The organism is Pseudoalteromonas sp. BMB (assembly GCF_001709235.1).
Taxonomy (GTDB): Bacteria; Pseudomonadota; Gammaproteobacteria; order Enterobacterales; family Alteromonadaceae; genus Pseudoalteromonas; species Pseudoalteromonas maricaloris.
The window spans coordinates 1-21,915 of record NZ_MBQA01000167.1 but is presented as its reverse complement, the minus strand read 5'-3'; the positions used below and the strand labels follow the sequence as shown (position 1 = coordinate 21,915).

Annotated in this window: 19 protein-coding genes and 1 tRNA gene; 8 read left to right on the top strand and 12 right to left on the bottom strand. The window is 43.4% G+C overall.

Translation table 11 applies throughout. The features are described 5' to 3' along the window. Nucleotides 1-97: 97 nt before the first annotated feature. The 4 genes from BB427_RS13485 (at nt 98) to rtcA (ending at nt 3,877) form a co-directional block, all read left to right on the top strand. Nucleotides 98-168, top strand: a tRNA-Arg gene (locus tag BB427_RS13485). Nucleotides 169-410: 242 nt separating this feature from the next. Next, nucleotides 411-1,565, top strand: a complete 1,155-nt coding sequence (locus tag BB427_RS13480; protein ID WP_069021156.1) for a slipin family protein — start codon at nt 411-413, stop codon at nt 1,563-1,565. A gap of 38 nt (nt 1,566-1,603) precedes the next feature. Beyond that, complete coding sequence (locus BB427_RS13475; protein ID WP_069021155.1) at nt 1,604-2,830, top strand: RtcB family protein; 1,227 nt, start codon at nt 1,604-1,606, stop codon at nt 2,828-2,830. Nucleotides 2,831-2,839: 9 nt separating this feature from the next. Beyond that, a complete protein-coding gene (gene rtcA, locus BB427_RS13470) occupies nt 2,840-3,877 on the top strand; it encodes an RNA 3'-terminal phosphate cyclase (RefSeq protein ID WP_069021153.1) in 1,038 nt (345 codons plus the stop codon). A 100-nt stretch (nt 3,878-3,977) separates the two neighbouring features. On the opposite strand, the gene BB427_RS13465 is transcribed toward rtcA, so the two are convergent. From BB427_RS13465 to BB427_RS13440, 6 genes are all read right to left on the bottom strand, one after another. Beyond that, the gene (locus BB427_RS13465; RefSeq protein ID WP_069021151.1) at nt 3,978-4,562 is read right to left on the bottom strand and encodes a DUF1353 domain-containing protein; all 585 of its coding nucleotides are present in this window, start codon (nt 4,560-4,562) and stop codon (nt 3,978-3,980) included. Between the two features lie 160 nt (nt 4,563-4,722). After that, nucleotides 4,723-5,991 carry an AAA family ATPase gene (locus tag BB427_RS13460; protein ID WP_069021150.1) on the bottom strand — a complete coding sequence of 423 codons (1,269 nt, stop codon included), beginning with the start codon at nt 5,989-5,991 and terminating at the stop codon, nt 4,723-4,725. Nucleotides 5,992-5,997: 6 nt separating this feature from the next. Continuing rightward, complete coding sequence (locus BB427_RS13455; protein ID WP_069021149.1) at nt 5,998-6,621, bottom strand: RNA ligase family protein; 624 nt, start codon at nt 6,619-6,621, stop codon at nt 5,998-6,000. A 169-nt stretch (nt 6,622-6,790) separates the two neighbouring features. Continuing rightward, entirely contained in the window at nt 6,791-7,120 is a 330-nt protein-coding gene (locus BB427_RS13450; protein WP_069021147.1) for a low molecular weight protein tyrosine phosphatase family protein, read from the bottom strand. After that, complete coding sequence (gene prfH, locus BB427_RS13445) at nt 7,110-7,754, bottom strand: peptide chain release factor H (protein WP_069021146.1); 645 nt, start codon at nt 7,752-7,754, stop codon at nt 7,110-7,112. The genes BB427_RS13450 and prfH overlap by 11 nt, the downstream gene beginning before the upstream one ends. Next, nucleotides 7,751-8,923 (bottom strand): RNA ligase RtcB family protein, encoded by a 1,173-nt coding sequence (locus BB427_RS13440; protein WP_069021144.1) that lies wholly within the window; start codon nt 8,921-8,923, stop codon nt 7,751-7,753. Before BB427_RS13440 ends, prfH begins: the two co-directional genes overlap by 4 nt. A gap of 410 nt (nt 8,924-9,333) precedes the next feature. Between BB427_RS13440 and BB427_RS13435 the strand changes: the two genes are divergently transcribed. After that, nucleotides 9,334-10,224 (top strand): hypothetical protein, encoded by an 891-nt coding sequence (locus tag BB427_RS13435; protein ID WP_069021143.1) that lies wholly within the window; start codon nt 9,334-9,336, stop codon nt 10,222-10,224. A 71-nt stretch (nt 10,225-10,295) separates the two neighbouring features. Here BB427_RS13435 and BB427_RS13430 read toward each other — a convergent pair whose 3' ends face one another. Next, a complete protein-coding gene (locus BB427_RS13430) occupies nt 10,296-10,682 on the bottom strand; it encodes a hypothetical protein (protein ID WP_069021141.1) in 387 nt (128 codons plus the stop codon). A gap of 758 nt (nt 10,683-11,440) precedes the next feature. On the opposite strand from BB427_RS13430, the gene BB427_RS13425 reads away from it, so the two are divergent. Next, nucleotides 11,441-12,520 carry a hypothetical protein gene (locus BB427_RS13425; protein ID WP_217492909.1) on the top strand — a complete coding sequence of 360 codons (1,080 nt, stop codon included), beginning with the start codon at nt 11,441-11,443 and terminating at the stop codon, nt 12,518-12,520. A 194-nt stretch (nt 12,521-12,714) separates the two neighbouring features. On the opposite strand, the gene BB427_RS13420 is transcribed toward BB427_RS13425, so the two are convergent. Both BB427_RS13420 and BB427_RS13415 read right to left on the bottom strand, forming a co-directional pair. After that, nucleotides 12,715-15,177, bottom strand: coding sequence for a DNA cytosine methyltransferase (locus tag BB427_RS13420; protein WP_069021140.1), 2,463 nt, complete (start codon nt 15,175-15,177; stop codon nt 12,715-12,717). 337 nt (nt 15,178-15,514) lie between these two features. After that, a complete protein-coding gene (locus tag BB427_RS13415; RefSeq protein ID WP_069021139.1) occupies nt 15,515-15,898 on the bottom strand; it encodes a hypothetical protein in 384 nt (127 codons plus the stop codon). Nucleotides 15,899-16,152: 254 nt separating this feature from the next. On the opposite strand from BB427_RS13415, the gene BB427_RS24900 reads away from it, so the two are divergent. Next, entirely contained in the window at nt 16,153-16,338 is a 186-nt protein-coding gene (locus BB427_RS24900; protein WP_083229876.1) for a transposase, read from the top strand. Nucleotides 16,339-16,486: 148 nt separating this feature from the next. On the opposite strand, the gene glmS is transcribed toward BB427_RS24900, so the two are convergent. Then, nucleotides 16,487-18,307, bottom strand: a complete 1,821-nt coding sequence (glmS, locus tag BB427_RS13410; RefSeq protein ID WP_069021137.1) for a glutamine--fructose-6-phosphate transaminase (isomerizing) — start codon at nt 18,305-18,307, stop codon at nt 16,487-16,489. A gap of 10 nt (nt 18,308-18,317) precedes the next feature. Continuing rightward, nucleotides 18,318-19,100, bottom strand: a complete 783-nt coding sequence (locus BB427_RS13405; RefSeq protein ID WP_069021135.1) for a DeoR/GlpR family DNA-binding transcription regulator — start codon at nt 19,098-19,100, stop codon at nt 18,318-18,320. A 149-nt stretch (nt 19,101-19,249) separates the two neighbouring features. Here BB427_RS13405 and BB427_RS13400 point away from each other — a divergent pair, with 149 nt between their 5' ends. Then, nucleotides 19,250-21,130, top strand: a complete 1,881-nt coding sequence (locus tag BB427_RS13400; protein WP_069021134.1) for a PKD domain-containing protein — start codon at nt 19,250-19,252, stop codon at nt 21,128-21,130. A 64-nt stretch (nt 21,131-21,194) separates the two neighbouring features. Here BB427_RS13400 and BB427_RS13395 read toward each other — a convergent pair whose 3' ends face one another. Next, nucleotides 21,195-21,515 carry a DUF6482 family protein gene (locus BB427_RS13395; RefSeq protein ID WP_069021131.1) on the bottom strand — a complete coding sequence of 107 codons (321 nt, stop codon included), beginning with the start codon at nt 21,513-21,515 and terminating at the stop codon, nt 21,195-21,197. Nucleotides 21,516-21,915: the final 400 nt, after the last annotated feature.

The following is a 21,915-nucleotide window of genomic DNA, read 5'->3' as shown; positions in this document are numbered from 1 at the left end:
AGCTTGATATCTATAGGCTGTCTGGTTCTGTGGAAGTGACTCAATCCTCACTCCGGTGCGCTGAACACTGTGACTGCGTATACCTAACCACACAATAATTTAAGTAGCTCAGTCTGGTAGAGCAACGAAACACGATTTCGTCGGTCATGGGTTCAAATCCCATCTTAAACCTTGGTAGCTCAATGGTAGAGCCGTGAACATTACTTCGCTTGTTGTGGGTTCGAATCCCACCCAAAAACTCATAAATATACGTAAATACATATTGTTAGTAAGCCGTCATGGCCGCTGACTGATAACCGCAACATGTCGTCGGATTGGCATAGGCAGGACGCCACTTCCAATCACTAAACATGGCGCCGTTACCACTCAAGCCAGCGACCCTTACTAACACAACATAAAGGAAAACTAATATGTTAAGAAAAACAATTACGGTCAAAGAGAACGAAAGAGCTTTTGTATTCAAAGAGCAGCAACTAACACAGGTGTTAATACCAGGCAAACATGCTTTTTGGGATGTGCAAAATACTCTTTCGTTTCGCACTTTTGATATTAACGGCTTGTATTTTTCTGAGCCAAATGCGGAGCGTTTATACCGTAATAACCCAATACTTCAGGAACACATAAGCCACTGGAAATTAAATAGTAATGAAGTCGGCCTGTTATACATTGATGATTTGCTACGCGGCATTGTGGCACCGAGTGAGCACCTGTATTTGTGGCTAGATGCTGGTGAAATACGGCTTGAGCGGATCGCTATTGATAGTCAAATAGAGCTCAATGAACGCATACTATTTTTAATCAACCGAGCGGGTGCAAACACAGCCTCAAGATTAATTAGAAGTGATCGTACCGTTGCGATGAAACCCATTGCCGATGTCAGCGTGGCCGCAGAACATGTGGGATTACTCTATGTTGATGGCCGCTTTGTTAGACGCTTAGCACCTGGACAACACGCATTTTGGCAATTTAACCACAGCATCACGTTAAAATCGTTTGATACCCGAGCACAACTACTGGAAATATCTGGCCAAGAAATTTTGAGCAAAGACCGCGTGAGTTTGCGAATAAATTTAACCGCAGGGATCAAAATTGAAGATGCCGAATTGCTCGCCCAAAGCGTGGAGAAAGTCGACGAGTACATATATAAAACGCTGCAATTGGCCTTGCGTGAAGCGGTAGGAACCAAATCATTGGATGATATCTTATTGGATAAGTTATATATCAATGAAACCGTGAGAGAACTTGTGACTGCGTCACTGGCAGGCATTGGCGTATCTTTACAAAGCGTCGGCGTGAAAGACATTATTCTGCCTGGAGAAATTAAAGCCATTTTAAATCAAGTGGTTGAAGCGCAGAAAGCAGCTGAAGCTAATGTCATTAAAAGGCGAGAAGAAACCGCAGCGACACGGAGCCTGCATAACACCGCAAAAGTGATGGAAAACAACCCAACATTACTTCGCTTGAAGGAGCTTGAGGCATTAGAAAAGGTTGCAGACAAAATCGAAAACCTAACCGTCTACGGGGGCTTAGAAGGTTTGATGAATAACACAGTCAAAATTGTCTAACGATAAAAAGAAAAATAACGATAGCATAAGGAACAAATATGTGTAGTAACTACAACACCATCCACAATGATGGAAACGCGCCCATTAAGGCATGGACGCAAGGCGTACCTTTTGAAATAGAGGCGCAGCAACAGCTTAATAATATTGCCAGCTTGCCGTTGATCCATTCGCATATTGCGGTAATGCCTGATGTGCATATGGGCAAAGGCGCAACGATTGGTAGCGTGATCCCCTCGGTAGATGCAGTGATCCCCGCAGCGGTAGGTGTGGATATTGGCTGCGGCATGGTTGCCACCAAGACATCACTCACAGCCAACCAGCTACCAGATAATTTGGCTAGTATTCGCCATGCATTTGAAGCGGCTGTGCCACATGGTCGTACCGGAGGAAAACGTGGAAAGCGTGACCGAGGAGCCTGGCATAACATCCCTGACATTGTTACCTCTGAATGGCAAAAGCTAGTATTAAGATTTGAGAAAATTTGCGCCAAGCATCCCGCTATCAAAAAAAGTAATCATGTGAACCATCTTGGTACAATGGGAACAGGCAACCACTTTCTAGAGCTTTGCTTGGATGAGCATAACGCAGTGTGGATTATGCTGCACTCAGGCAGCCGAGGCGTTGGTAATCGAATTGGCACCTACTTTATAGAGCTGGCTAAGAAGGAAATGCAACGTCATCAAATTCACCTTCCAGATATAGACTTAGCCTATCTAAAAGAAGGAAGTGACTACTTTGATGATTACGTTGAAGCGGTTGAATGGGCGCAGGACTTTGCCGCTAAAAATCGTGAAATCATGATGTTTAACGCGATAAAAGCTTTAAGGTCGCAGATCTCAACGCTATTTACAACCGCAGAAATGGCCGTGAACTGCCACCATAATTATATCTCTCGCGAGCACCATTTTGGTAAAGACTGCTACGTCACGCGCAAAGGCGCAGTACGTGCACAAAAAGGCGAAATGGGGATCATTCCAGGCAGCATGGGCGCACGTTCATTTATTGTAAGAGGACTTGGCAACCCCGACAGCTTTAATAGTTGTAGCCATGGCGCAGGGCGCATCATGTCGCGCACTAAAGCCAAAAAAGTATTCAACGTGAAAGATCAAATCGCTGCAACTGCAGGGGTAGAATGCCGCAAAGATGAAGCCGTTATTGACGAAATCCCTCATGCGTATAAAGACATTGAAAAGGTCATGGCGGCACAACATGATTTAGTAGAAGTAGTACACACACTGAAACAGATTGTGTGCGTAAAAGGATAAGTTTTGAACATGTCATATTTAGTTATAGATGGCGCACAAGGAGAAGGAGGCGGACAAGTATTACGCACCGCCTTAACCCTATCGATTTTAACCGATCAGCCAATTGAGCTGATAAACATTAGAGCCAATCGCAATAAACCCGGCTTACTGCGCCAACACCTTACTTGTGTACTGGCCGCACAGCAGATCTGTAATGCAAAAATAGAAGGTGCAGCGCTTGGCTCTGCACGCATTCGCTTCACCCCTGGTAAAATAAAAGCAGGGAACTATCGCTTTGCCATAGGTACGGCTGGTAGCACCGTATTGGTTTGCCAGACCATTTTACCCGTATTGGCAATGGCTTCTGAGCAGTCTCATGTCATCTTTGAAGGTGGGACGCACAACGGCATGTCTCCTTCTTTATGCTTTTTAACGCGCTCTTATTTACCAATCTTAAAAAAGATGGGTATTGATTGCCAAATTGAGACTGAAAAGCTTGGGTTTTATCCAGCAGGTGGAGGAAAATGGACATTGACGATACACCCAACCAAGGCACTCAACGCGCTTCCAGAGCTCTCGGCGAGTAGCAGCCAGATTACCGCTGAACAATGTGCAATCACCGCTTTAGTCAGTAAGTTACCTGAACATATTGGCGAGCGAGAAGTGACTAAAGCAAAAAAGGAGCTCAATTGGTTTGGCGCAAAAACAACCGTCGCAAGCGTAGTCACACCGGGACCGGGCAACTCGCTACAGCTGATGATCAACCAAGGCTCGCACACGAGTTTGTTTGAGCAGCAAGGCGAATATGGCGTGTCAGCCGAACGCGTTGCCAAACGTTGCGCAGCCGAAGTAAAGCAATTTTTAAAATCAGAAGCCGCGGTGGAAGAACACTTAGCAGATCAGTTATTGCTACCTATGGCTTTAGCGTACAGCGGCCAGTTCACCACCACCAAACCAAGCTTGCACACGCTAACCAATATTGATGTAATTCAGTTGTTTATGGACGTTAAATTTGCAGTAACTCAGCGCACAGAAACACAATGGGATATTAGCGTGGTAGGAGATTAATGATGACAAGTGACTATCGACCAGAACTAATGAAAAACCTATTAAATATTTCGCCTATCAAGAATAAGTAACAAAACAAAGTTTCCCCCTCGTGTTACATTCATTTTGGAAACTCAATTGTATATTCCATTAACGGCACTAACGGTGCCTTTCCATCTCCAGTAAATGCCTTCATAATTGGTTGTTTACAGCCGCCCTCCAACCACAGCTTCTGTGCAATTTTAGAAGTCACAGCTTCGTACATCGAGTACATCACAAATTTATTCTCCTCGATATCCGGGTGCTGTTGCATTAATGTTTTGATAATCTCAGACATAACTTGACCAGCAATAAAAACATCATAATTAGCACTACCAGGAAGCCCGCAGTGCTTCATCTCGAAAAGCCAATCATGGACAATAAATGCTGGAGCATAACCCCAAGGAGAGTAATTTCGAAACGCCCAAAGAGGTCTTGGTATAGACCCACCGTCTGTATACATAGCGCCAGGAGAAATAGACTCTCCACTAGAGCGGTGAAAGGTTAGCGGGTCATCTTTGTCTGGAATAAACAAGAATTGATCTGGCTTGAGCCACTGTACCTTCAGTTTTCCAGATAGTTTACCTGCTTCAGTGTCGTTAAAATGCTTGGATGCACACCCACATAGGCAGAACGTTATAAAAAATAATATTCCTAACTGCTTCATATAGCTTCCCTACCTAGATTCAATGCTAGCAAAATAATCAGATTCTCAAAATTAGCATAGCTCGTAGGATAGCGCTCTGCCACTATTCACACTTCTATATTGGCTACTTGTCAGCTATCAAAATTAGCTGACAAATAAAGCTAATCTCACTGAACGGTGGCTAAAACGCCCCCTTTTGCCAAAGCACTTGTCCTTGTTCGCCAATCACCTGTATCCGATGCGCTTCTGTCACCGATGGCCACTCCAACCTTTTCAGCTGCTGGGCTATCACTTCATCTGGGACGACTCGTGCTCTTGCTCGGTTATTTTGCCGAAGTTGTACTTCACCTTGTTGAAATACAACTAACGTCACGAGCGCACCGTAGTCACACCCTAAATCGCAAAGTATCTTACGAAAATCTTTTCGCAGGTTTGTCGCATCCCACACAACATTTTCCTTCGCTGCTAATGCTTTTTTCAGCTTTTGCTTGGCGGCTTGTAGAACCTGACCACGGTTTTTTTGACTCGCGGAACGACCATTAATCTCGCCTCTTAGTTCATCCAAAGAGACCAGTGTAAATCCTTGAAGATGCTTTGCTATCCAACTGGATTTACCGCTCCCACTAGCTCCACACATAATATAAAAATGACCATAGTGCTTTGCCTGTTGGTAAAATTTGATAGGAGCTTCTTCTGGAACTGTGATTTCGCCAAAAGCCATTTGCCTAACTGTATAAGCAGCAATGAAGCACTGTTCTTCAACAGTTGGGTATCGCGATATATTAGCAAGTAGTGATTCAGCCGGATCTGCAACCGACCAAAGCTTATATTCTTGAGCAAACATTTTAAACAAGCTCAGCAGTTCAATTTGCATATTCTGATCTGGGCAGATACGACCTCGCATATCTGCAACTTCGAGCCAGTAGAGCATCTCGAGATCAGCATTTAGCGCTAAATTAAGATATTCACTGAAGCCTTTGTTTTTAACTACCAATAATTTGGGCATTTGATGAAAACCGACTAATGCTAAAATCGTTTGAATAGTCTGCATTGGCAACGGTAAGTCAACGAGTCTACTTGCTAGGTAACTCATCCCGATCGCCTCATGCCGCGGTGCAACAATCCGCCGTTGACCATCAATCTCCTTCGCTCTAGTCACGACAGGCTTGGCAATATCATGCAACAGCGCAGAGAGTATCAGCACCTGCCTTCGCTCCCCCTTTATATGAGAGGCAGAACTCTGCAGCAATGCATAAAGTGCTTCCAATACCATATTGGTATGAATGGCAACATTACCTTCCTCATGCCAAATAGTATCTTGTGGTGTTGCTTCAAGTTCGTGCAACAGGGGAAAGGTTTCCCCCAACATGGCTAAGCACTCTGTAAAATCAGGCTGATGTTGCTCTGCAAGCAAAGGCAACCAATCCGCTACTTTTTTCTTCGCTAACATACAGTGTTACTCCTCCATGAGTTTGTTTGGTGTAATAACGCTATGCATCCAATGCTTATCCGACACAATATGATCTGAGCGCACCCATTTGGCAACACAATTAGCAAACTCATCATAATGGAAGGCATCAGCCACTCTGACCACATAGCCTTCTTGTAAGTTTGTATCTACAACAATACTTTTGATGGTTTTTTCGCACCATGCCCCACGATAGAGCACCTTTGGATTATGCAGACCTAGCTCATTAAAAATAGCTTGGCTATCATCCCAACTTAAACACTCGTTACTCGCGTTCCACACAGAAAAAGCAAGGAAGTAGCTAGGCAACTTCTGATAATGAATGGCGTGCTTTGCATACAAGTTTTCACCACAGATACGCCATCCTTTTGGAATCTTTAGACCTATTTGAGCCTGTAGTGCTTTTACCCAAGAGCGAGATGGATGAAAACGACTGTCGAGTGAACGTGCATGCATATAATCGGCATACAAAGTGGTATTTTCACCATCCATTTTTTCGGTCACGACTACTTGTTTATTTTTAAAGTGTTCCGTGTTGGCACACCTTACATCATCACTTGTGATCCCTTTTGACCACACCAAGTGCGGAGTTCGAGGATATTTAATTCTCATCTTAGTTGCTCCATTTTTAAAATTAAAAAGCCAAGTTGGTACTTGGCCGCAAAATCAGCAATTAATAGCGACAAAACGACTTATTGTGTTCTCAATTGCTTGTTCCCGATGGAATTACATTGCTCTATCCTCTTCCCTACAACCTTATTAACACCCAAAATGGGCTGGGTTAAACCACTAAAATACTCGCGACGCTGTCTTGTAGTAGCGTCACTAGCTCGTCTTCCATAAATTGATATTCGTCAGGAATATCCAACACTTGAACATTTTTATAGCGCAATAGATTGGCGTATAGTGCACGCAGCCGCGATTTATGTTTTTCTTCCATGACTAAAATAGTATCGGCCCACTCAATATCACTCGCATTTACGCTGCGACGTGCTCTTGGGCTTGTGCCTGCCGATCTCACGCTAATACCCGGATGATTTTTCCAGATACGCTCAGCGGTTGGACTGCGCCACTGGTTGCGACTACAGATGAATAACACATTAGTTGTCATGCGGAGTGCCTTTATTAAATGGCAGCGTTGGGCTGAACTGGTTTCCTTTAAAAGTATTTTTAGGATTACCGCGTTGTAGCGCCTGATGCTGCTGCCACCTTGCTTTATCACAAGCCATTTCCTCAGCATCTCCCTGCGCGGCCAATTTCTGTAGCAATAACGCCTTTGCAACGCGCTTGTTGGCGTGCTGACTACGTTCACTCTCCACTCGCACACTCAATCCTGATGCTATATGCGTCGCTCGTACCGCTGAGTCTGTGGTATTAACATGCTGCCCACCAGCTCCTGACGCGCGACAAGTTTGATAGCGAATATCGGATGCCATTGCGACTTCATCTATCTCGGCCATGCTGCCGCTAAAGAACCAATTTTTCCGTTTATGTTTGGCACGAAATGGGCTCTGGCACACCCACAACTGCGGGCCATGCCAATACTCGGCAAGCGCTTTTGCGTCCCTCGAAAGCTGTAGCAATACGGATTTCATGCAGCCTTTGTGTGCATGCATTTCTTGCGCTAATACGGTACATTCTGCGCCTATTGCCTTGGCTTGTTTATCGACTAAGTTGAGCGCCAATGCAACAGCTTTCCCGCACTCTGCTGGGCCTTGACCGGCTGAAAGTTGCAACAAGATCATGATGAACAGCTCCCGTTGGTTTTAAATGTCAGTACCGGACGCAATATGGCGATCACTTCTATCAATCCAGCGTCAACCAAATCACTGACAATGGTTTCACACTTTTTATAAGCCTGCGGCGCTTCATCGTAAAGCAACTCCTTATTGCCACAGATCACACGACTCCCCAATGCTGTGCGATAAAGATCTTCGCGTTTATATTTGTGACTCAAGCGGCTTTGGCAGTCACCTCGCTTCCACTTTCGACCAGCACCATGAGCCAAAGAATATAAACTGGCCGTTAACGCAGGCGCATTGTGTAAAGGCTGAACCACATAGCTATAGTCACCTCGTGAGCCGGGGATCACGACAGCACCTTTGTCACTTGGGGTCGCACCTTTACGGTGCAGCCAACCAGCGCGGCCATCAATAACTTTTGGGCACACGAGGTTGTGATTAACATCTAGCGTACATTCACCATCGCTACGAATGGCTGCGAAAAATCTTTTTGCAATCAAAAAGCGGTTTAACTCAGCCCAGCGCACCGCTTCATCATGGCGTGCCAAATAGCGTGAACTTTCACTACCTTGAGCCGCTTCAGCCACCAAACCATCATGATTAAAACGCGCAACATGGTCGACTAAAATGGCTTGCCCAAGCCCACGCGAGCCTGAGTGAACCAGCAGCTGTAAATACTTTTTATCAAGGCCAAGCGCAGTAAACGCAGTTTCATTGTAAACACGTTCCACCGCTTGAAACTCGGCGAAGTGATTACCGCCGCCAATCGTACCCAGTGCACTTTCAAATAATCCGGCTGAAATATCACGATGTGTCATTTCAGCTTGAATCGTCTCTTGCCAACTGGCATCGAGCGGTTGCTCGATATCTTCTAGCCGTTTAGCAAACTTATCGACATTAACTTTGGCAACCTTTGTAGTGGTCTGCCACAGCGCCATACCACAGCCAATATCGTTTCCGACTAACGCGGGATACAGCCTATCTAGGCTAAAAAATGCCGCGCCGATTGGATAACCACGTCCTGGGTGCAAGTCAGGCATACCTGCAACACGATGCATACTGGCTAGTTCAGCGGTTTTTGTAAGTTGTTGGATCGCAGCGCCTTCAATCCAAGTGTCTTGAGATGCAAATAGACACACGCGATCAGAAATGTGTTGGACGGATCTGTCCATAGTTACCAATACCTTTCAATGAGGTTTAAAAATAATTGTGTATTGGCAGGTCTAGAATGGCTTAGTTATAGCAATCAAATGTTAGGTTACATAGGCAACATAAAATCGCTAAATACAGCTTTCACAAGCTAGGAAATATTTATTCGCGCTCGCGAATTACAGAGAAAGACCTGCAAAGGATAAAGTTGTTTGTGTCATGTTTTTTCTCCTCTACAGTGAATGAATGGTTAGAATCGCGGCAAGTGTAAACAGTTTGGGAACGTAATGCAACCTTGGATTGCCTGTGCACTGAATGATAGAATTGCAACTTGTGATATTAACCTAAACAAGGCAAGGATAGCAGCTAGATATTCAGCAACAAGCGCTTAATCACTCACTCCTGCGACTATTATCGATTAAGGAAAACAAATATGACGCAATTCTATTTTGGAGGTTGGTACAACGAGGATACTCCAACTCGCCTCGACGCCTTAAAACAAGCTTTATCTCAACAAGATAAGGCAAAGGTAGAAACCTTATCGGAAACCCTGTTTGAAAGTTATTTGGATGTCACCGCAGCACTCACGAAAGCACAAATTATCCAGTATGCCGACTTGATGGGTGATGAGTTGAGTACGATAGAGCTCGATATTTGTATGGGAGAATTAGTTGATCATCACCACCCAGACGATATCGAAACGGCCTGTCGTCATTGCCTAGAACTTGGCATTGATTTTCCATTCGCCGACTACTTTTTGATGGAAATGACGGCGAATCGCTCAGAGTTCGACATTGAGTTTTTTGAGCGCACCGTAGCCCCCTCTTTTGTGGAGCTGCGCAAAGCAGGCAAAATGTCTGTCACAGACTACTTTGCACTGATGTGCGAAGTTGTTTGTCGCCTTGATAAGTGTGAATATGGCGCGAATTGTTTAGAAAAGTTACTTAAAGACCCAGAACTCGATTTAAGTCAGCTAACCGAAAACGACTATACTGCGTGTTTAGATACCTGCCACTACGGCTACTTTCTCAAACCTGAACTGTTTCGCTTGTTTGTGAAGAAAGCGAATGGTCGCCAAGTAATCGAATCCACAACAGAATGGCAAGAATCGGGGGAGTACTTTCTTATCACCTATCAATTTACGTCCATTTTCGGTGAAGCCAATGCATATTGTGGCGGCTGGGAAGAATATAAAGACAATTTTACCGATGCCTTTATCGAACTAAAGCGCAGCAACTTAGTTACTCAAGTAGAACCACAAGTTATCGATTGCTTAGAAAGAGATGGTCACCATGATCTTGCCCAAGCTTTTATCACTGCGTAGTCAAGCTAGCTAAATAGAAGTACCTAAAGCAATGGAAGGTGCGCACACTTTCCATTGCGAAATAGCAAAGCTTAGAAGCTTAGCATTTTTTTAACATGACAAACTTGAGGTAATACATTTTTTTGCACCTCAAATTGTACTCTGTCGCCTTCAGAAATTGTCGCTGCGATGTTCGTTACTCTTTCAAGAATAGTAGGATCGCTGTAGCTTACAGTGCCATTCATTACGCAGCGGAACTTACGTCCATTGGAGTCTTGAGCATTAACAGTTAAATGGTTTTCGCTCACATTCATAGAGAAAGTGCCTGCTTGGCTGTGGTTTAACACAACTTCAGCAGTTTGGATGACCACGCTACCATAATCTACTTCTGTGATTTTTACTTCAGCAGCAGAAGCCGACCCTGCAGATACACCTAACGCTAAAACGGTTGCACCCAAAACTTTGTTCAATACTTTCATTGTATATTATTCCTTTATACATTTATTAAGTTCATTTATTAGAAAAGCCCTTGAAATTTAAGGCATTGCAAACCTAACACATAACAAATTTAAATAAAACAAAACAAGTTTAAATATTTTTTAACGCGCCACGTAGTTAGTTTAAGATTCAATTTGAACAAGCACATGCAGACACCATTACCGCATTAATAGCCTAGGGCGCAGTATTCCCCGTTGCCGTGCGCGATACACTAGTTTTAGTGTCGAGAAATACGTAAACACCAACAGCTACCTTATTTTAGAAGCGCTTTTGATACGAATAATGAACAATTTAGTGCAATGCTAAGCCGAAACTGTCATAACCATGGTAAGCAAATAATAGTGGGTGTCGGTGCTGCTTTTAGAAGCGCTTTTGATACGAATAATGAACAATTTGTGCAATTCTAAGTCGAAACTGCCACAACCATGGTAAACAAATAATAGTGGGTTTCAGTGTTGTTTGCTGCAGTGTTATTCTTGCGAAAGCAAGATAGTTATTTCACCCAATTATCTATGGTCTCATCAGTAATATTTACCAGCATTCACACTAAAAAAGTACAAATATATTGTGTGAACCTTAATAACTTTGTAGATTCAATGGGATATATGCAGTAACCCTTGAGGCAAGTCAACCCGTGAGAAAAATTAAAGAAAGTATTAAGACGCATTTCGATTCACTGAATCTCGATCTTCGTCTTAATGGTAATGGCCGATACATCGACCAAAAATGCACACCAGACATGTTCTCTTCCGTAAGTGATGTGATTTTGGAAATGTATGAAAATGGTCAACAATCGTTCACAGTGCGTAACATTATGGACTCAGATGAACTCAACGAAGTAATGGTAGAACAGTTTAAGAAACCGCCTATTGATCACCCTGGAGCAGCCAAGGAATACGATAAAGTTGCCTCGCAACAAATCAAAGCACTCGCACAAGCTGGTATTTTACTAGAAGCTGGCAAGTCAGGAAACTCAAAACTATACAGCGTTGCCAATGAGAGCTTTCTTCGCTTCATAGCAACCAGCGAGCGTAACGCTCTGAAGTTTTTAACCATCTATCTAACAAAAGCGATGCAAGATAGCGGACTTTATCCTAAATTCGAGCAATATTTTACTAGCCCTACCAAACCTAATTATATCGACCTTAGAGATACCTACTGTGATTTTATCATCGACAACACCAATATTAATGGGGTTACAGAATGTCGTCGAATCTTCGCCAAGGTTCTCAACCCAATCGCTTTTTCAAATTCCTCTCATGGAACCATTGATGGGCGCCCGTCGCCTGAACCAATCCAATACCAAGATTTGTTCTATAATCGTCCTAACTTTAGAGACCTTAACAAGCCGAAAGGCATGCCAAGGAACACGTTCCTTGAGCAAATTCCAGAGGAAACTAGCACTGAGATCTACCACGTCAACAAAGCGAAGAGGTGTATACGTCGCTACCACGAGGATAAAAGTGAGGTGAATCGCTTCAAGGAGTTGGAAGCTAGCCATGTTCATCACATTTTCCCTCAGTCAGACTTCCCTGAGCTTTCGGATACGTTCGAAAACCTGATCTTACTAACGCCAGGTCAGCACCTTGCGTACGCGCATCCAAATGGCAATACTCAAACTGTATCGAAGTCTTACCAGCTTGTTGCTCTACTCGCCAAATTAGATAGTATTGAACGTTCCGTCTTCTCTCTACTTGACGAGTTTTATAACTTGAGTGATTTCATTAATGTAGTCAACATTGGATTAGATTCTGAGCTTCTCACAGAGGGGATGGGAGTAGAAGAGATCAGGTATAAGATTGCAAAAGCGTATATTTAGATGAAACTAAAATTGGGCAAAAGCAAAGTTACTATGCAAAGGCAAATAATCATCGAGTTTACTAATGAAATGATTGAATAATCAATGATTCAACTATAAAGAGACCCACTGTTAAAACAGAAAAATATACACCTTTATCAATGTTCAATTACCAGCTCACCAAATAGCATGGTGAGCTGGTAATTGAGAAGATACTAACGCTTCACCCCAAAGTAGTTCACCGAAACACTGTCGATATTCATCGAACGTGTGCCGTAGTTTCTCGCAATGCGATAAAACGTATTAAACTCCTGGCTAGAGAAGTAATCAATATCGTAATCGGTGATCACATCGTCAGTGTATAAGATTGCCGCAGAGCCGTCAGCAACGCAGCCTTTGGGTAGGCGTGTTGCGCGTGGGTTATAGGTCAGATTTGGTACCAAAATCACGTTGGCATCGAGATATTTTTTGACTGCGAATTCAGAAATATCATCCACATAACAATCATAATTTTCAATGTCTTTGATGCATCCATGGCCAATATTTCGAGACTTAATCACACGATATTTTCCCTGTTCCTTGGTGTGTATTTTTGTAATTTGACGGTCGCGAAATACCTTAAACTTACCAAACTCTAGGGTCTGAAAGATCTCGTCAAACCATTCGTTGCGATAAAGTAACCAACTGTTGAAATCATTATGTGTTAAATAATCTTGCTCTAGCACAAAATAAACCTCGTTCAGGTAAGAATAAATGCTCACCTGACTGTGTTTCTTCGGCTTTGAGGTTGTATAAGTAACTGAAATAGTTTCTATTTTCACATCAAACGCTTTTTCATTGTAATCATTAATATGCAGCAGCGTATGTGTTTCTAACAACTTTCGCGTCTTCATATATTCCGGCGCATTTAGTAGCGCTTTCGGTACAATCAATGAAACATGCTTGCCTAACTTGCTACATTTTTCGATAAAAAACGAGAAGATGTTGTTCGTGGTTTGGTTCGCCAAACCACGACGATACTTACTAAGTAGATTATTATCTTTGATTTTCATGTATGGCGGATTACCAACAACCACATCGTAGATTTTGTTGGTTTCAAGCAGTAAGAAGTCTTCATTAAAGAAATTGATCTCTACATTATCAAGTGAAATGTATTTGCTAATCAGCAATTTACAAAGCTCAATCGAGTCTTTGTTGATGTCTACGCAATCAATGATCAGTTTCTTACCTTGATACTTTTTGACAATTTGATGTAAGAAGTTACCTACACCAACCGACGGTTCTAGTACACGCACATTTTCCGAGCTAATTTCTGGCAGTGGCGTTACTGCTGAAAAACATATTTCTTGATCGGTGTAATATGCTGCGGTATCAAGTCGCTCTGCGTTGGCTAGCTCACAGATTTTGAACATATCTTGTGGAGCATAGTCTTGCCAATTCTGTTCTACGAATTGGTAAAGCGTCGCCATATCTTCCAAGTGATACTCGCTGATGGTATCTGCGATCTGTTTTTTCGATAAACGAGCAGGCGTCATTCCCATGATCTTACGTCCTATTTCACCGAACACGGCGCTAGGGACAGCTTCCCCCAAGCATTGACGAATAGTGATATCAGTCATCTTTCTAAACTGGTTTTTCACTTCATAATTAGCAGTGTTGGCTGGTACAGTGTCGCTTGGGAACCATTGAAAAGACTCAGGGATCGACATCATCAGCATCAATTCACGAATACTGAAAACGCGGTCATCCACCGGATGGACAGTATTTTGGCTCGGCAAACAATCGTTACGCGTGTGAATACAAGGCGCGACCTTATCCCAAAGCTGGCGCTGATACTTATCTCCATTCTTGCTTTGGTTCACAACAATTTGTCCATCAACAACCTTGTGTGGCTTTAGCTTATTGTCGGTATTATCAAATGCACTCTTGCCGTAAGGAGTAGCCTTAATCCAAGGCAACATTTCTTCTTTATACGGTCTGAATGAGTGGAAGAAATCATCCTCAGAAAATTCACCCATTTCTTTTAGGGATGGTAAGTGGCCAATAACGTCTTGCAGTGTTTTTTCAGGACGAAAATCTGGATAAAGATCGAGCGGCGTCACGCCTTTTTGATCTCTTCTAACACCAATCACAAGTGTACGGGTGCGACTCGAGTTCGCGCCATAGTTCTTGAGGTTAAGAACTTTGCTTTCAATTTGGTAGCCTGGGCCCAAGTTGGTATGTATTGCCTCTTTAATTGGCTTATCGACACCATCGAGGTCAGTACAAACTGATTTAAGAAACGCGCGTACATTTTCAAAAATAAAAAACCTTGGCTGCTGATCTTTAACAATTTTCAAAGACTCAACTACAAGCGAATTACGCCCAAGCTCCTCATTTTTCTTATGGTTAGCAACACTCATGCCTTGGCATGGAGGTGTTGCCACAACGAGGTCAATACCTTTAAGTTTTTTACGCTTTTTGTAGGCATTTATTTCACCGTAAAGCCTGTCATGCGTGTCTTTCCGAGTAAGATCACCACAGATGTATCCAGAATCATACTCACATTTATTGTTGTATTTTTGAATGTTTAAACGCTTTTCTAACAGTTCAGCTGTGGCGATACATTTAAACCCAAGTTCTTTTAAACCGAAGCACCCAACTCCTGCGGAACTGAATAGACTGACGTACGTTAGCATGATATACCCTCATTTAGTGACATACACATTCTAACACAGCCGACCTCAATTTGAAGGGAAAAGAATTATAAAAAACCTAAAGTATTGATTAAAAGAAAATTATTTTTATTTGTGGGTTTTTATATGTAAAACTCATGAAAAAGCCAGCATATTACTGGCTTTTAGAGTGTGGTGGAAAGGAGTGGGTTAGAACTATCAAATGCAGTGCGGCAGATTTACAGTCTACTTTCTTTGGCCTCTCATCACTCTCTCCGAAATGTGTATGGATAATAAAGAACAACTCAGGCTTAGTTCAAGGAAAAACCCTTCACTTTAGTTCTGGTGCCTAAATTTAATATCATGTACTATAGCCGCTTTCGAAATCCTGTTGATAAGCAGTTGGCACCGTAGCTTTTACCGACTGATAATCAGGTTCAGACTGAAAGCTAAAGCAATGGTGTGAAGTCAAATACTCAAGATATTGGTTACAATTGATGCGGCCCAAAATTTTACCAACTCCAGCACTTACGCGGCCACTATATAAATTTTCGAACTTAGCGAGACGCTCAAAAATTTGAATACGGCACTCATGTCCCCAAGCACCTTGATTTTGATTGTTTTCCCAAACTAACTTACAAGCTCCAGTTTCAATTGAACGAACTAAAAAGCCTAAAGCATAATAAAAGCGCTTCTCGTCCGAAAACACCAAGTAAGGGCTACGAGAACCAAAAGTTAACTTCATAATATATATCCTTTATTTTTATATAAGACAGAATACCATATGATTTCTGTGATTAATCTGACCTAGCAATGACTTAGAGACATTCTCTAATTAACTCCAACACGGGATGAGAATGTGAAAAACTAGGGAACCATAAGCCTTATCCAAGATCATATCTTTCAACCAAAAAAGAAAGTGACCTACTAATGGGCTGGCATGGACAAATTAGTTGAGTTATTTACCGATGTCGATGATTTTTTTTAAAATTTACCGAAATGGTGCACCTGAGAATCATACAGCCCCTGTGGAAAGGCTCACTCAAAACTTTATATGGTGACAAGAGTTATATCAGCAGCAAACTGGAGCACCCACTATCAGAAAAGGAATCCAAGCTTGTCACGAATATGCGCAGTAATATGAAAGCTAAAGCTATTCCCACCGAGGATAAGCCACTCATTTGAGGCAAAGAAAAGCAAGTTTCTTTACTATGATTACATACCGTCGACTTGAGAATAAGTTAAGAAGCCGACACATGTCGGCTTTCTTGTATTACCTACCTAGTGAAACTATATTTATAAGCTATAAAAACATAAAAATCAACATCTTAAACTATTCCACAGTGACCGATTTTGCCAGATTTCTCGGTTGGTCAACATCGGTGCCTTTGATTACGGCTACATAATATGAAAGTAGCTGTAGTGGGATGGTGTAAACCACTGGGGCGATGATGTTTTCTACGTGGTTGACGTTCATTACTCGCATGGTGTCGTCTGAGGCAAAGTTTGAGTCTTTGTCCGCGAATACGTAGATGATACCGCCGCGTGCACGCACTTCTTCAACGTTTGATTTGAGCTTTTCAAGCAGCTCGTTGTTTGGTGCAACGACGATGATAGGCATGTCTGCGTCGATAAGCGCTAGCGGGCCGTGTTTTAGCTCGCCTGCCGCATAGGCTTCGGCGTGGATGTAAGAGATCTCTTTAAGCTTAAGTGCACCTTCCATTGCGATTGGGTATTGTGAGCCACGACCTAGGAACAATGAGTGATGTTTGTCGGCAAATTCTTCTGCAAGAAGTTCAATACCATCGGCCATCGTTAGGGTTTCTTCAAGCTTGGTTGGCAGGGTTTTGATGGCGTTGACGATTGCGCTTTGATCACGGCCTTTTTCCTGCGCGATCGATGCAGTTAGCATCAATAAGCCAACTAATTGAGTCGTAAATGCTTTGGTTGATGCCACACCAATTTCAGCGCCTGCTTTGGTCATAAAGACAAGATCTGACTCACGTACTAGCGATGAGCCAGGTACATTACAGATGGTCATCGACGCCATATAGCCTTGCTCTTTGGCAAGACGCAGCGCTGCAAGTGTGTCTGCGGTTTCGCCCGATTGTGAAATGGTTACCAGTAGGCTGTTTTCGTGAACGAATGAGTCGCGGTAGCGAAACTCTGAGGCGATTTCAACGTTACAGCTTACGCCTGCAAATTGCTCTAGCCAGTAGCGCGCCACCATGCCTGAGTGGTAAGACGTACCACACGCGATGATCTGTACGTGTTTTACATCTTTAAAAATTTCGTTGGCTTTGTCGCCAAATGCGTCGATACTGACGCGATCGTTATCTAAACGGCCTTCAAGCGTATTACGTACGGCCATTGGCTGCTCGTAGATTTCTTTTAGCATGTAGTGGCGGTATTCGCCTTTGCCCGACACATCTTGAGTAATGTTAGACTCAATAACTTCGCGCTCTACAGGATTGCCGTTAATGTCGAAGATTTCCACCGTTTCGCGAGTAATGCGTGCTACATCGCCTTCTTCTAGGAAGATAAAGCTACGGGTTACAGGTAATAATGCGAGCTGATCAGAAGCGATAAAGTTTTCACCTAGACCAAGGCCAATTACCAGTGGGCTACCTGAGCGTGCCACGATGATTTCATCTTGGTTTGCTTTATCAAATAATACCGTGCCGTATGCACCTTCAAGCTGTTTTACCGCTGCTTGCACGGCAGCAAGTAATGTAGTGTGCTGTTGTCTAAGCTGATGGATCAGGTGCACCATCACTTCAGTGTCGGTGTCAGATAAAAACTCGTAGCCGTCTTCTTTTAATGCCGCGCGCAAACCTTCGTGGTTTTCAATAATGCCGTTGTGCACCAGCGCAATTTCGCTGTTAGAAATATGCGGGTGCGCATTAGCTTCTGTTACGCCGCCGTGTGTTGCCCAGCGCGTGTGCGCGATACCGGTAGTACCTTTTACTTCGGCATTTTCAAGGGCTGACTCTAGGTTTACCACTTTACCTACGGCTTTCACGCTGTTGAGTGCGCCGCCTTCGCAAAGCGCGACACCTGCAGAGTCATAACCACGGTATTCAAGGCGTTTTAGGCCTTCGATAAGAATTTTGTTTACTGGACGCTCAGCAACAGCGCCTACGATTCCACACATAATCTCTCCATTATTTGCACGTTGTGTGTAGTTCAGCACAGACAAGTTGTATGCCACGCGCTTCGATCGCTTGGCGGAGGTCATCGGCCAAGTTGTTGTCGGTGATCAAAGTGGTGATCTGTGCCCAAGGTATTTCTAAATTTGGAATTTTACGGCCAATCTTGTCGGATTCGACCATCACAATCACTTCACGGGCTGACTTTGCCATCACACGGCTCAGCCCAATTAATTCGTTGAATGTGGTTGTGCCGCGCTCTACATCAATGCCATCGGCACCAATAAAAAGCTGATCAAAGTCATAGGATTGCAGTACTTGTTCTGCTACTTGCCCTTGAAAGGATTCTGAGTGCGGATCCCATGTCCCACCGGTCATCAATAAGGTTGGCTCATTTTCTAGTGATAACAATCGATTAGCGATATTCATCGCATTGGTCATCACGACTAAACCGCGCTTTTGTGCAAGCTCAGGAATTAGGGTTTCAGTGGTTCTGCCGCTATCAATAATGATGCGATTGTGATCTTTAATCAGCTCAGCGGCCGCTTTGGCAATGGCCGTTTTACGTACCGAGTCTTGCTCGTCTTTACCTGATGCGGTGATCTCTTTAGGAAGGGCTATCGCACCGCCATAGCGGCGTAGTAACAGGCCACTTTTTTCTAGTGCCGTTAAATCCTTACGAATCGTAACTTCTGACGTTTCAAACTCAGCGGCAAGTGATTCTACGCTTACTTCACCGTATTCATTCACCCATGAAAGAATGGTATGTCTGCGCTGTTGAGTGTTTCGTTTAGTCATTAAATAAGTTTCGTTTCGAAATTTAAGGCAATTATAGTCGAAACTTCAAAACCTAAACAAGTTAAATTTTGCACTGAACAAATTTTAACTGGAAATATTATGAACATCAGGATACATTTCCCAGTTGAGGTACTTAAAAGGATAATTAAATGAACAAAAACTTAATAACATCAATACTTTGTTGTTCACTATTACTAGCAGGATGCGGCGGTTCAGGTGGTGACACTACACCTGTCAATCAGGATAGCGGCAAAAATGGAAATAATGGCAACACGGATTCAAATAACGATAATACAGATTCAGGAACGGATACCACGACTAAGCCAGTCGCTAAAATTCAGGCTAGTGCCTTTGGGGAGGCGGGCAACGTCATTCAGCTTAGCACTGCGGGAAGTACGATCCCTGAAAATGCCGAAATAACATGGCAGTGGAAAGCCAAACCTCAAGGCAGTAACGCTCAGTTTTCTAACCCCAACGCTAAGCAAGCGTACTTTACCGCTGATGTTGCAGGTAGTTACATTGTAGGGCTAACAATCAAGTCAGGTAGTAACGAATCGACAACACAGTTTGAGATCCGTGTAAAAGAGAAAACCACTCCAAATGTGAACACACCTCCTGTCGCCGATTTCACACTCACAAAACAGGAAATTGCCATCAACGAGCATCTACAGTTAGATGCGAGCAACAGCTCAGACTCAGACGGCGATAATCTTAGCTATAAATGGCAAGTCACTGCACCTGCTCATGTTGATGAATACACATTGGTAAGCCCTAACAATAACCTTGCCTCTTTTGCCTCTAAATTTGCGGGTGAATACACCATTACTTTAACCGTTTATGATGGTAAATCGTCACATAGCAAATCGGAAAAAGTCATTGTTGTGGATAACCAACCAGCTCTTAAGGCGGCTATTGCTGCACCTTCAGAGGTTACATTAAGCTCAATGACTTTTGTTGAGCTGAAAAGCGATGGTAGTCAGTATCAAGGCGCAGTAACACCGCTTTGGAGTTTTGACAGCAAACCGAGCGGCAGCCAAGCGGTAATGGCTACGCCAAACGGATTTAGCACCTCACTTAAAGTGGATAAGGCAGGACAATATAAAATCCGCTTTAGCCTTAAAGACAAACAAGGCCGTTTAAGTGAAGCAACCCATACCTTAACGGCCAAATTAGGCGAAGCAAACAAACCGCTTGTATTCGTCGACGCGCCAGAGTCAACCAAAATCAATGAAGCCATCGAGCTTAGTGCCAAGCGAAGTAGAGATACAAGCGGAAGAACACTCTCCTTTAGTTGGACGTTTGAGCCATTTGAAGCCGGTTTGACCTATTCCGTTACGAATGAAGATACCGATACGGTGATTTTTACGCCTCACGGAGAGGGGAGTTACCGTTATTTTGTGGAGGTAAGTAACGGTGAGCTAAGCCAAACCGCCAGTGGCGTGATAAAGAGTTACCCTGAAAATTATGGACCTACAGCGTCTATGAGCCCACAAATATCTACAGCTACGGAAGGGGAAACCAAAGTCTTTGTGGTATCCGCAGAAGATAAAGACGGCGATCCGCTCACTTATCGCTGGTCGCTTGAAACGAGGCCAGAGAATAGCGCAGCAGTGGTCAATAATGCTGATAATCGCGCGTCTCTTACCTTCGATGAAGCTGGTAACTATGTGCTGAAATGCATCGTGTCTGATGGCAAGGTTGAACTAGTGGTTGCAGCATTCATCACAGTAAATGCAGTTCAAAATAGCGCTCCTGTAATTACGGCACTGGACTATCATGGTGTACTGAAAACAGATGCTGCACTGCGGATAACTCCAGAGGTTATAGATAGCGACAGCAATGCAGGCAATTTGACCTATTTTTGGAAGGTGGTTGCTCCGTCAGGCGAAGTGATTGACAGTACCGCAGCTCATGGCTCGAACCTACAATTCACTCCTGTAGCATCAGGCGACTACCAGGTAAGTTTAAGTGTTGTTGATGAAAAGTCCGCTTCCGTTGCAACTAAAACGATAACACTTTCAGTAGAATAAGATCTCTCTACTCGATAACTTTTAAGGCTTAAGCGCTCACTGGTGGGCGCTTAAGCCTTTTTGTTTAAGCTGTTATGTCGGATGGAGTTAAGTGACGGATCTCCATATTGCTGATATGCGTTCCCGAAGAGTCCTCAGGACCAATTTCATCATAGGCTGACTCAACTCTAAGGTAGGCTTGAGTTGCGCCGAGCTCCGCCAGCTTTGTCTCGGCCTCTCGCAGCGAGTTAAACGGCGTTAGTTTACCCTCGGTATGCATTAAGATATGCAAGTTCCCATCAACATCCTGACCACCCGCAAGATAGTGATTTGAATCCGCGTAGCTAAGCACGATGGCATGGAGTTCTTTATTAGCGATTTTTTCTTTGAGTGTGGCAGCAAGCATAATGCTCTCCTCGTTTAACCGATTAATAATTAAACGACCCTTGTGCGTGTTTGGTTCACCTTGGTTGTCGTGAATGTTTTGTCGAAAATCTGTTGTCGTGATAAATCACGACCTACCACCCAACCGTAGGTCGAGGTTTACCTCGACAGATTTAATCGAAGAGATTATCTTTAAAATTCATCTCTCAATTGCAAGGAATGCACATGAGCTGGAATAACCTGAGAAAAGGCAGGATATCAATCCCGTACGCGGAATACTTCATTACGTTTAACTGCCATAAACGCACGCCCTATTTTACGGATTATCGGCTGGCACGATTGTTTTGCCAATCTATCTCACATAATGAACAAAAGTTTAAGTGCTGCTGGCAAACATGGGTGTTATACCAGTTGTATTAAGT

Bases quoted from the DNA above. Each gene is read 5' to 3' on its own strand.
- BB427_RS13400 (WP_069021134.1), top strand. From the start codon at position 19,250: ATGAACAAAAACTTAATAACATCAATACTTTGTTGTTCACTATTACTA.
- BB427_RS13420 (WP_069021140.1), bottom strand. From the start codon at position 15,177: ATGCTAACGTACGTCAGTCTATTCAGTTCCGCAGGAGTTGGGTGCTTC.
- BB427_RS13440 (WP_069021144.1), bottom strand. From the start codon at position 8,923: ATGGACAGATCCGTCCAACACATTTCTGATCGCGTGTGTCTATTTGCA.
- BB427_RS13465 (WP_069021151.1), bottom strand. From the start codon at position 4,562: ATGAAGCAGTTAGGAATATTATTTTTTATAACGTTCTGCCTATGTGGG.
- BB427_RS13480 (WP_069021156.1), top strand. From the start codon at position 411: ATGTTAAGAAAAACAATTACGGTCAAAGAGAACGAAAGAGCTTTTGTA.
- BB427_RS13395 (WP_069021131.1), bottom strand. From the start codon at position 21,515: ATGCTTGCTGCCACACTCAAAGAAAAAATCGCTAATAAAGAACTCCAT.
- BB427_RS13425 (WP_217492909.1), top strand. From the start codon at position 11,441: ATGTTCTCTTCCGTAAGTGATGTGATTTTGGAAATGTATGAAAATGGT.
- prfH (WP_069021146.1), bottom strand. From the start codon at position 7,754: ATGATCTTGTTGCAACTTTCAGCCGGTCAAGGCCCAGCAGAGTGCGGG.
- BB427_RS13405 (WP_069021135.1), bottom strand. From the start codon at position 19,100: ATGACTAAACGAAACACTCAACAGCGCAGACATACCATTCTTTCATGG.
- glmS (WP_069021137.1), bottom strand. From the start codon at position 18,307: ATGTGTGGAATCGTAGGCGCTGTTGCTGAGCGTCCAGTAAACAAAATT.
- BB427_RS13450 (WP_069021147.1), bottom strand. From the start codon at position 7,120: ATGACAACTAATGTGTTATTCATCTGTAGTCGCAACCAGTGGCGCAGT.
- BB427_RS13430 (WP_069021141.1), bottom strand. From the start codon at position 10,682: ATGAAAGTATTGAACAAAGTTTTGGGTGCAACCGTTTTAGCGTTAGGT.
- BB427_RS13455 (WP_069021149.1), bottom strand. From the start codon at position 6,621: ATGAGAATTAAATATCCTCGAACTCCGCACTTGGTGTGGTCAAAAGGG.
- BB427_RS13415 (WP_069021139.1), bottom strand. From the start codon at position 15,898: ATGAAGTTAACTTTTGGTTCTCGTAGCCCTTACTTGGTGTTTTCGGAC.
- BB427_RS13435 (WP_069021143.1), top strand. From the start codon at position 9,334: ATGACGCAATTCTATTTTGGAGGTTGGTACAACGAGGATACTCCAACT.
- rtcA (WP_069021153.1), top strand. From the start codon at position 2,840: ATGTCATATTTAGTTATAGATGGCGCACAAGGAGAAGGAGGCGGACAA.
- BB427_RS13475 (WP_069021155.1), top strand. From the start codon at position 1,604: ATGTGTAGTAACTACAACACCATCCACAATGATGGAAACGCGCCCATT.
- BB427_RS24900 (WP_083229876.1), top strand. From the start codon at position 16,153: ATGGTGCACCTGAGAATCATACAGCCCCTGTGGAAAGGCTCACTCAAA.
- BB427_RS13460 (WP_069021150.1), bottom strand. From the start codon at position 5,991: ATGTTAGCGAAGAAAAAAGTAGCGGATTGGTTGCCTTTGCTTGCAGAG.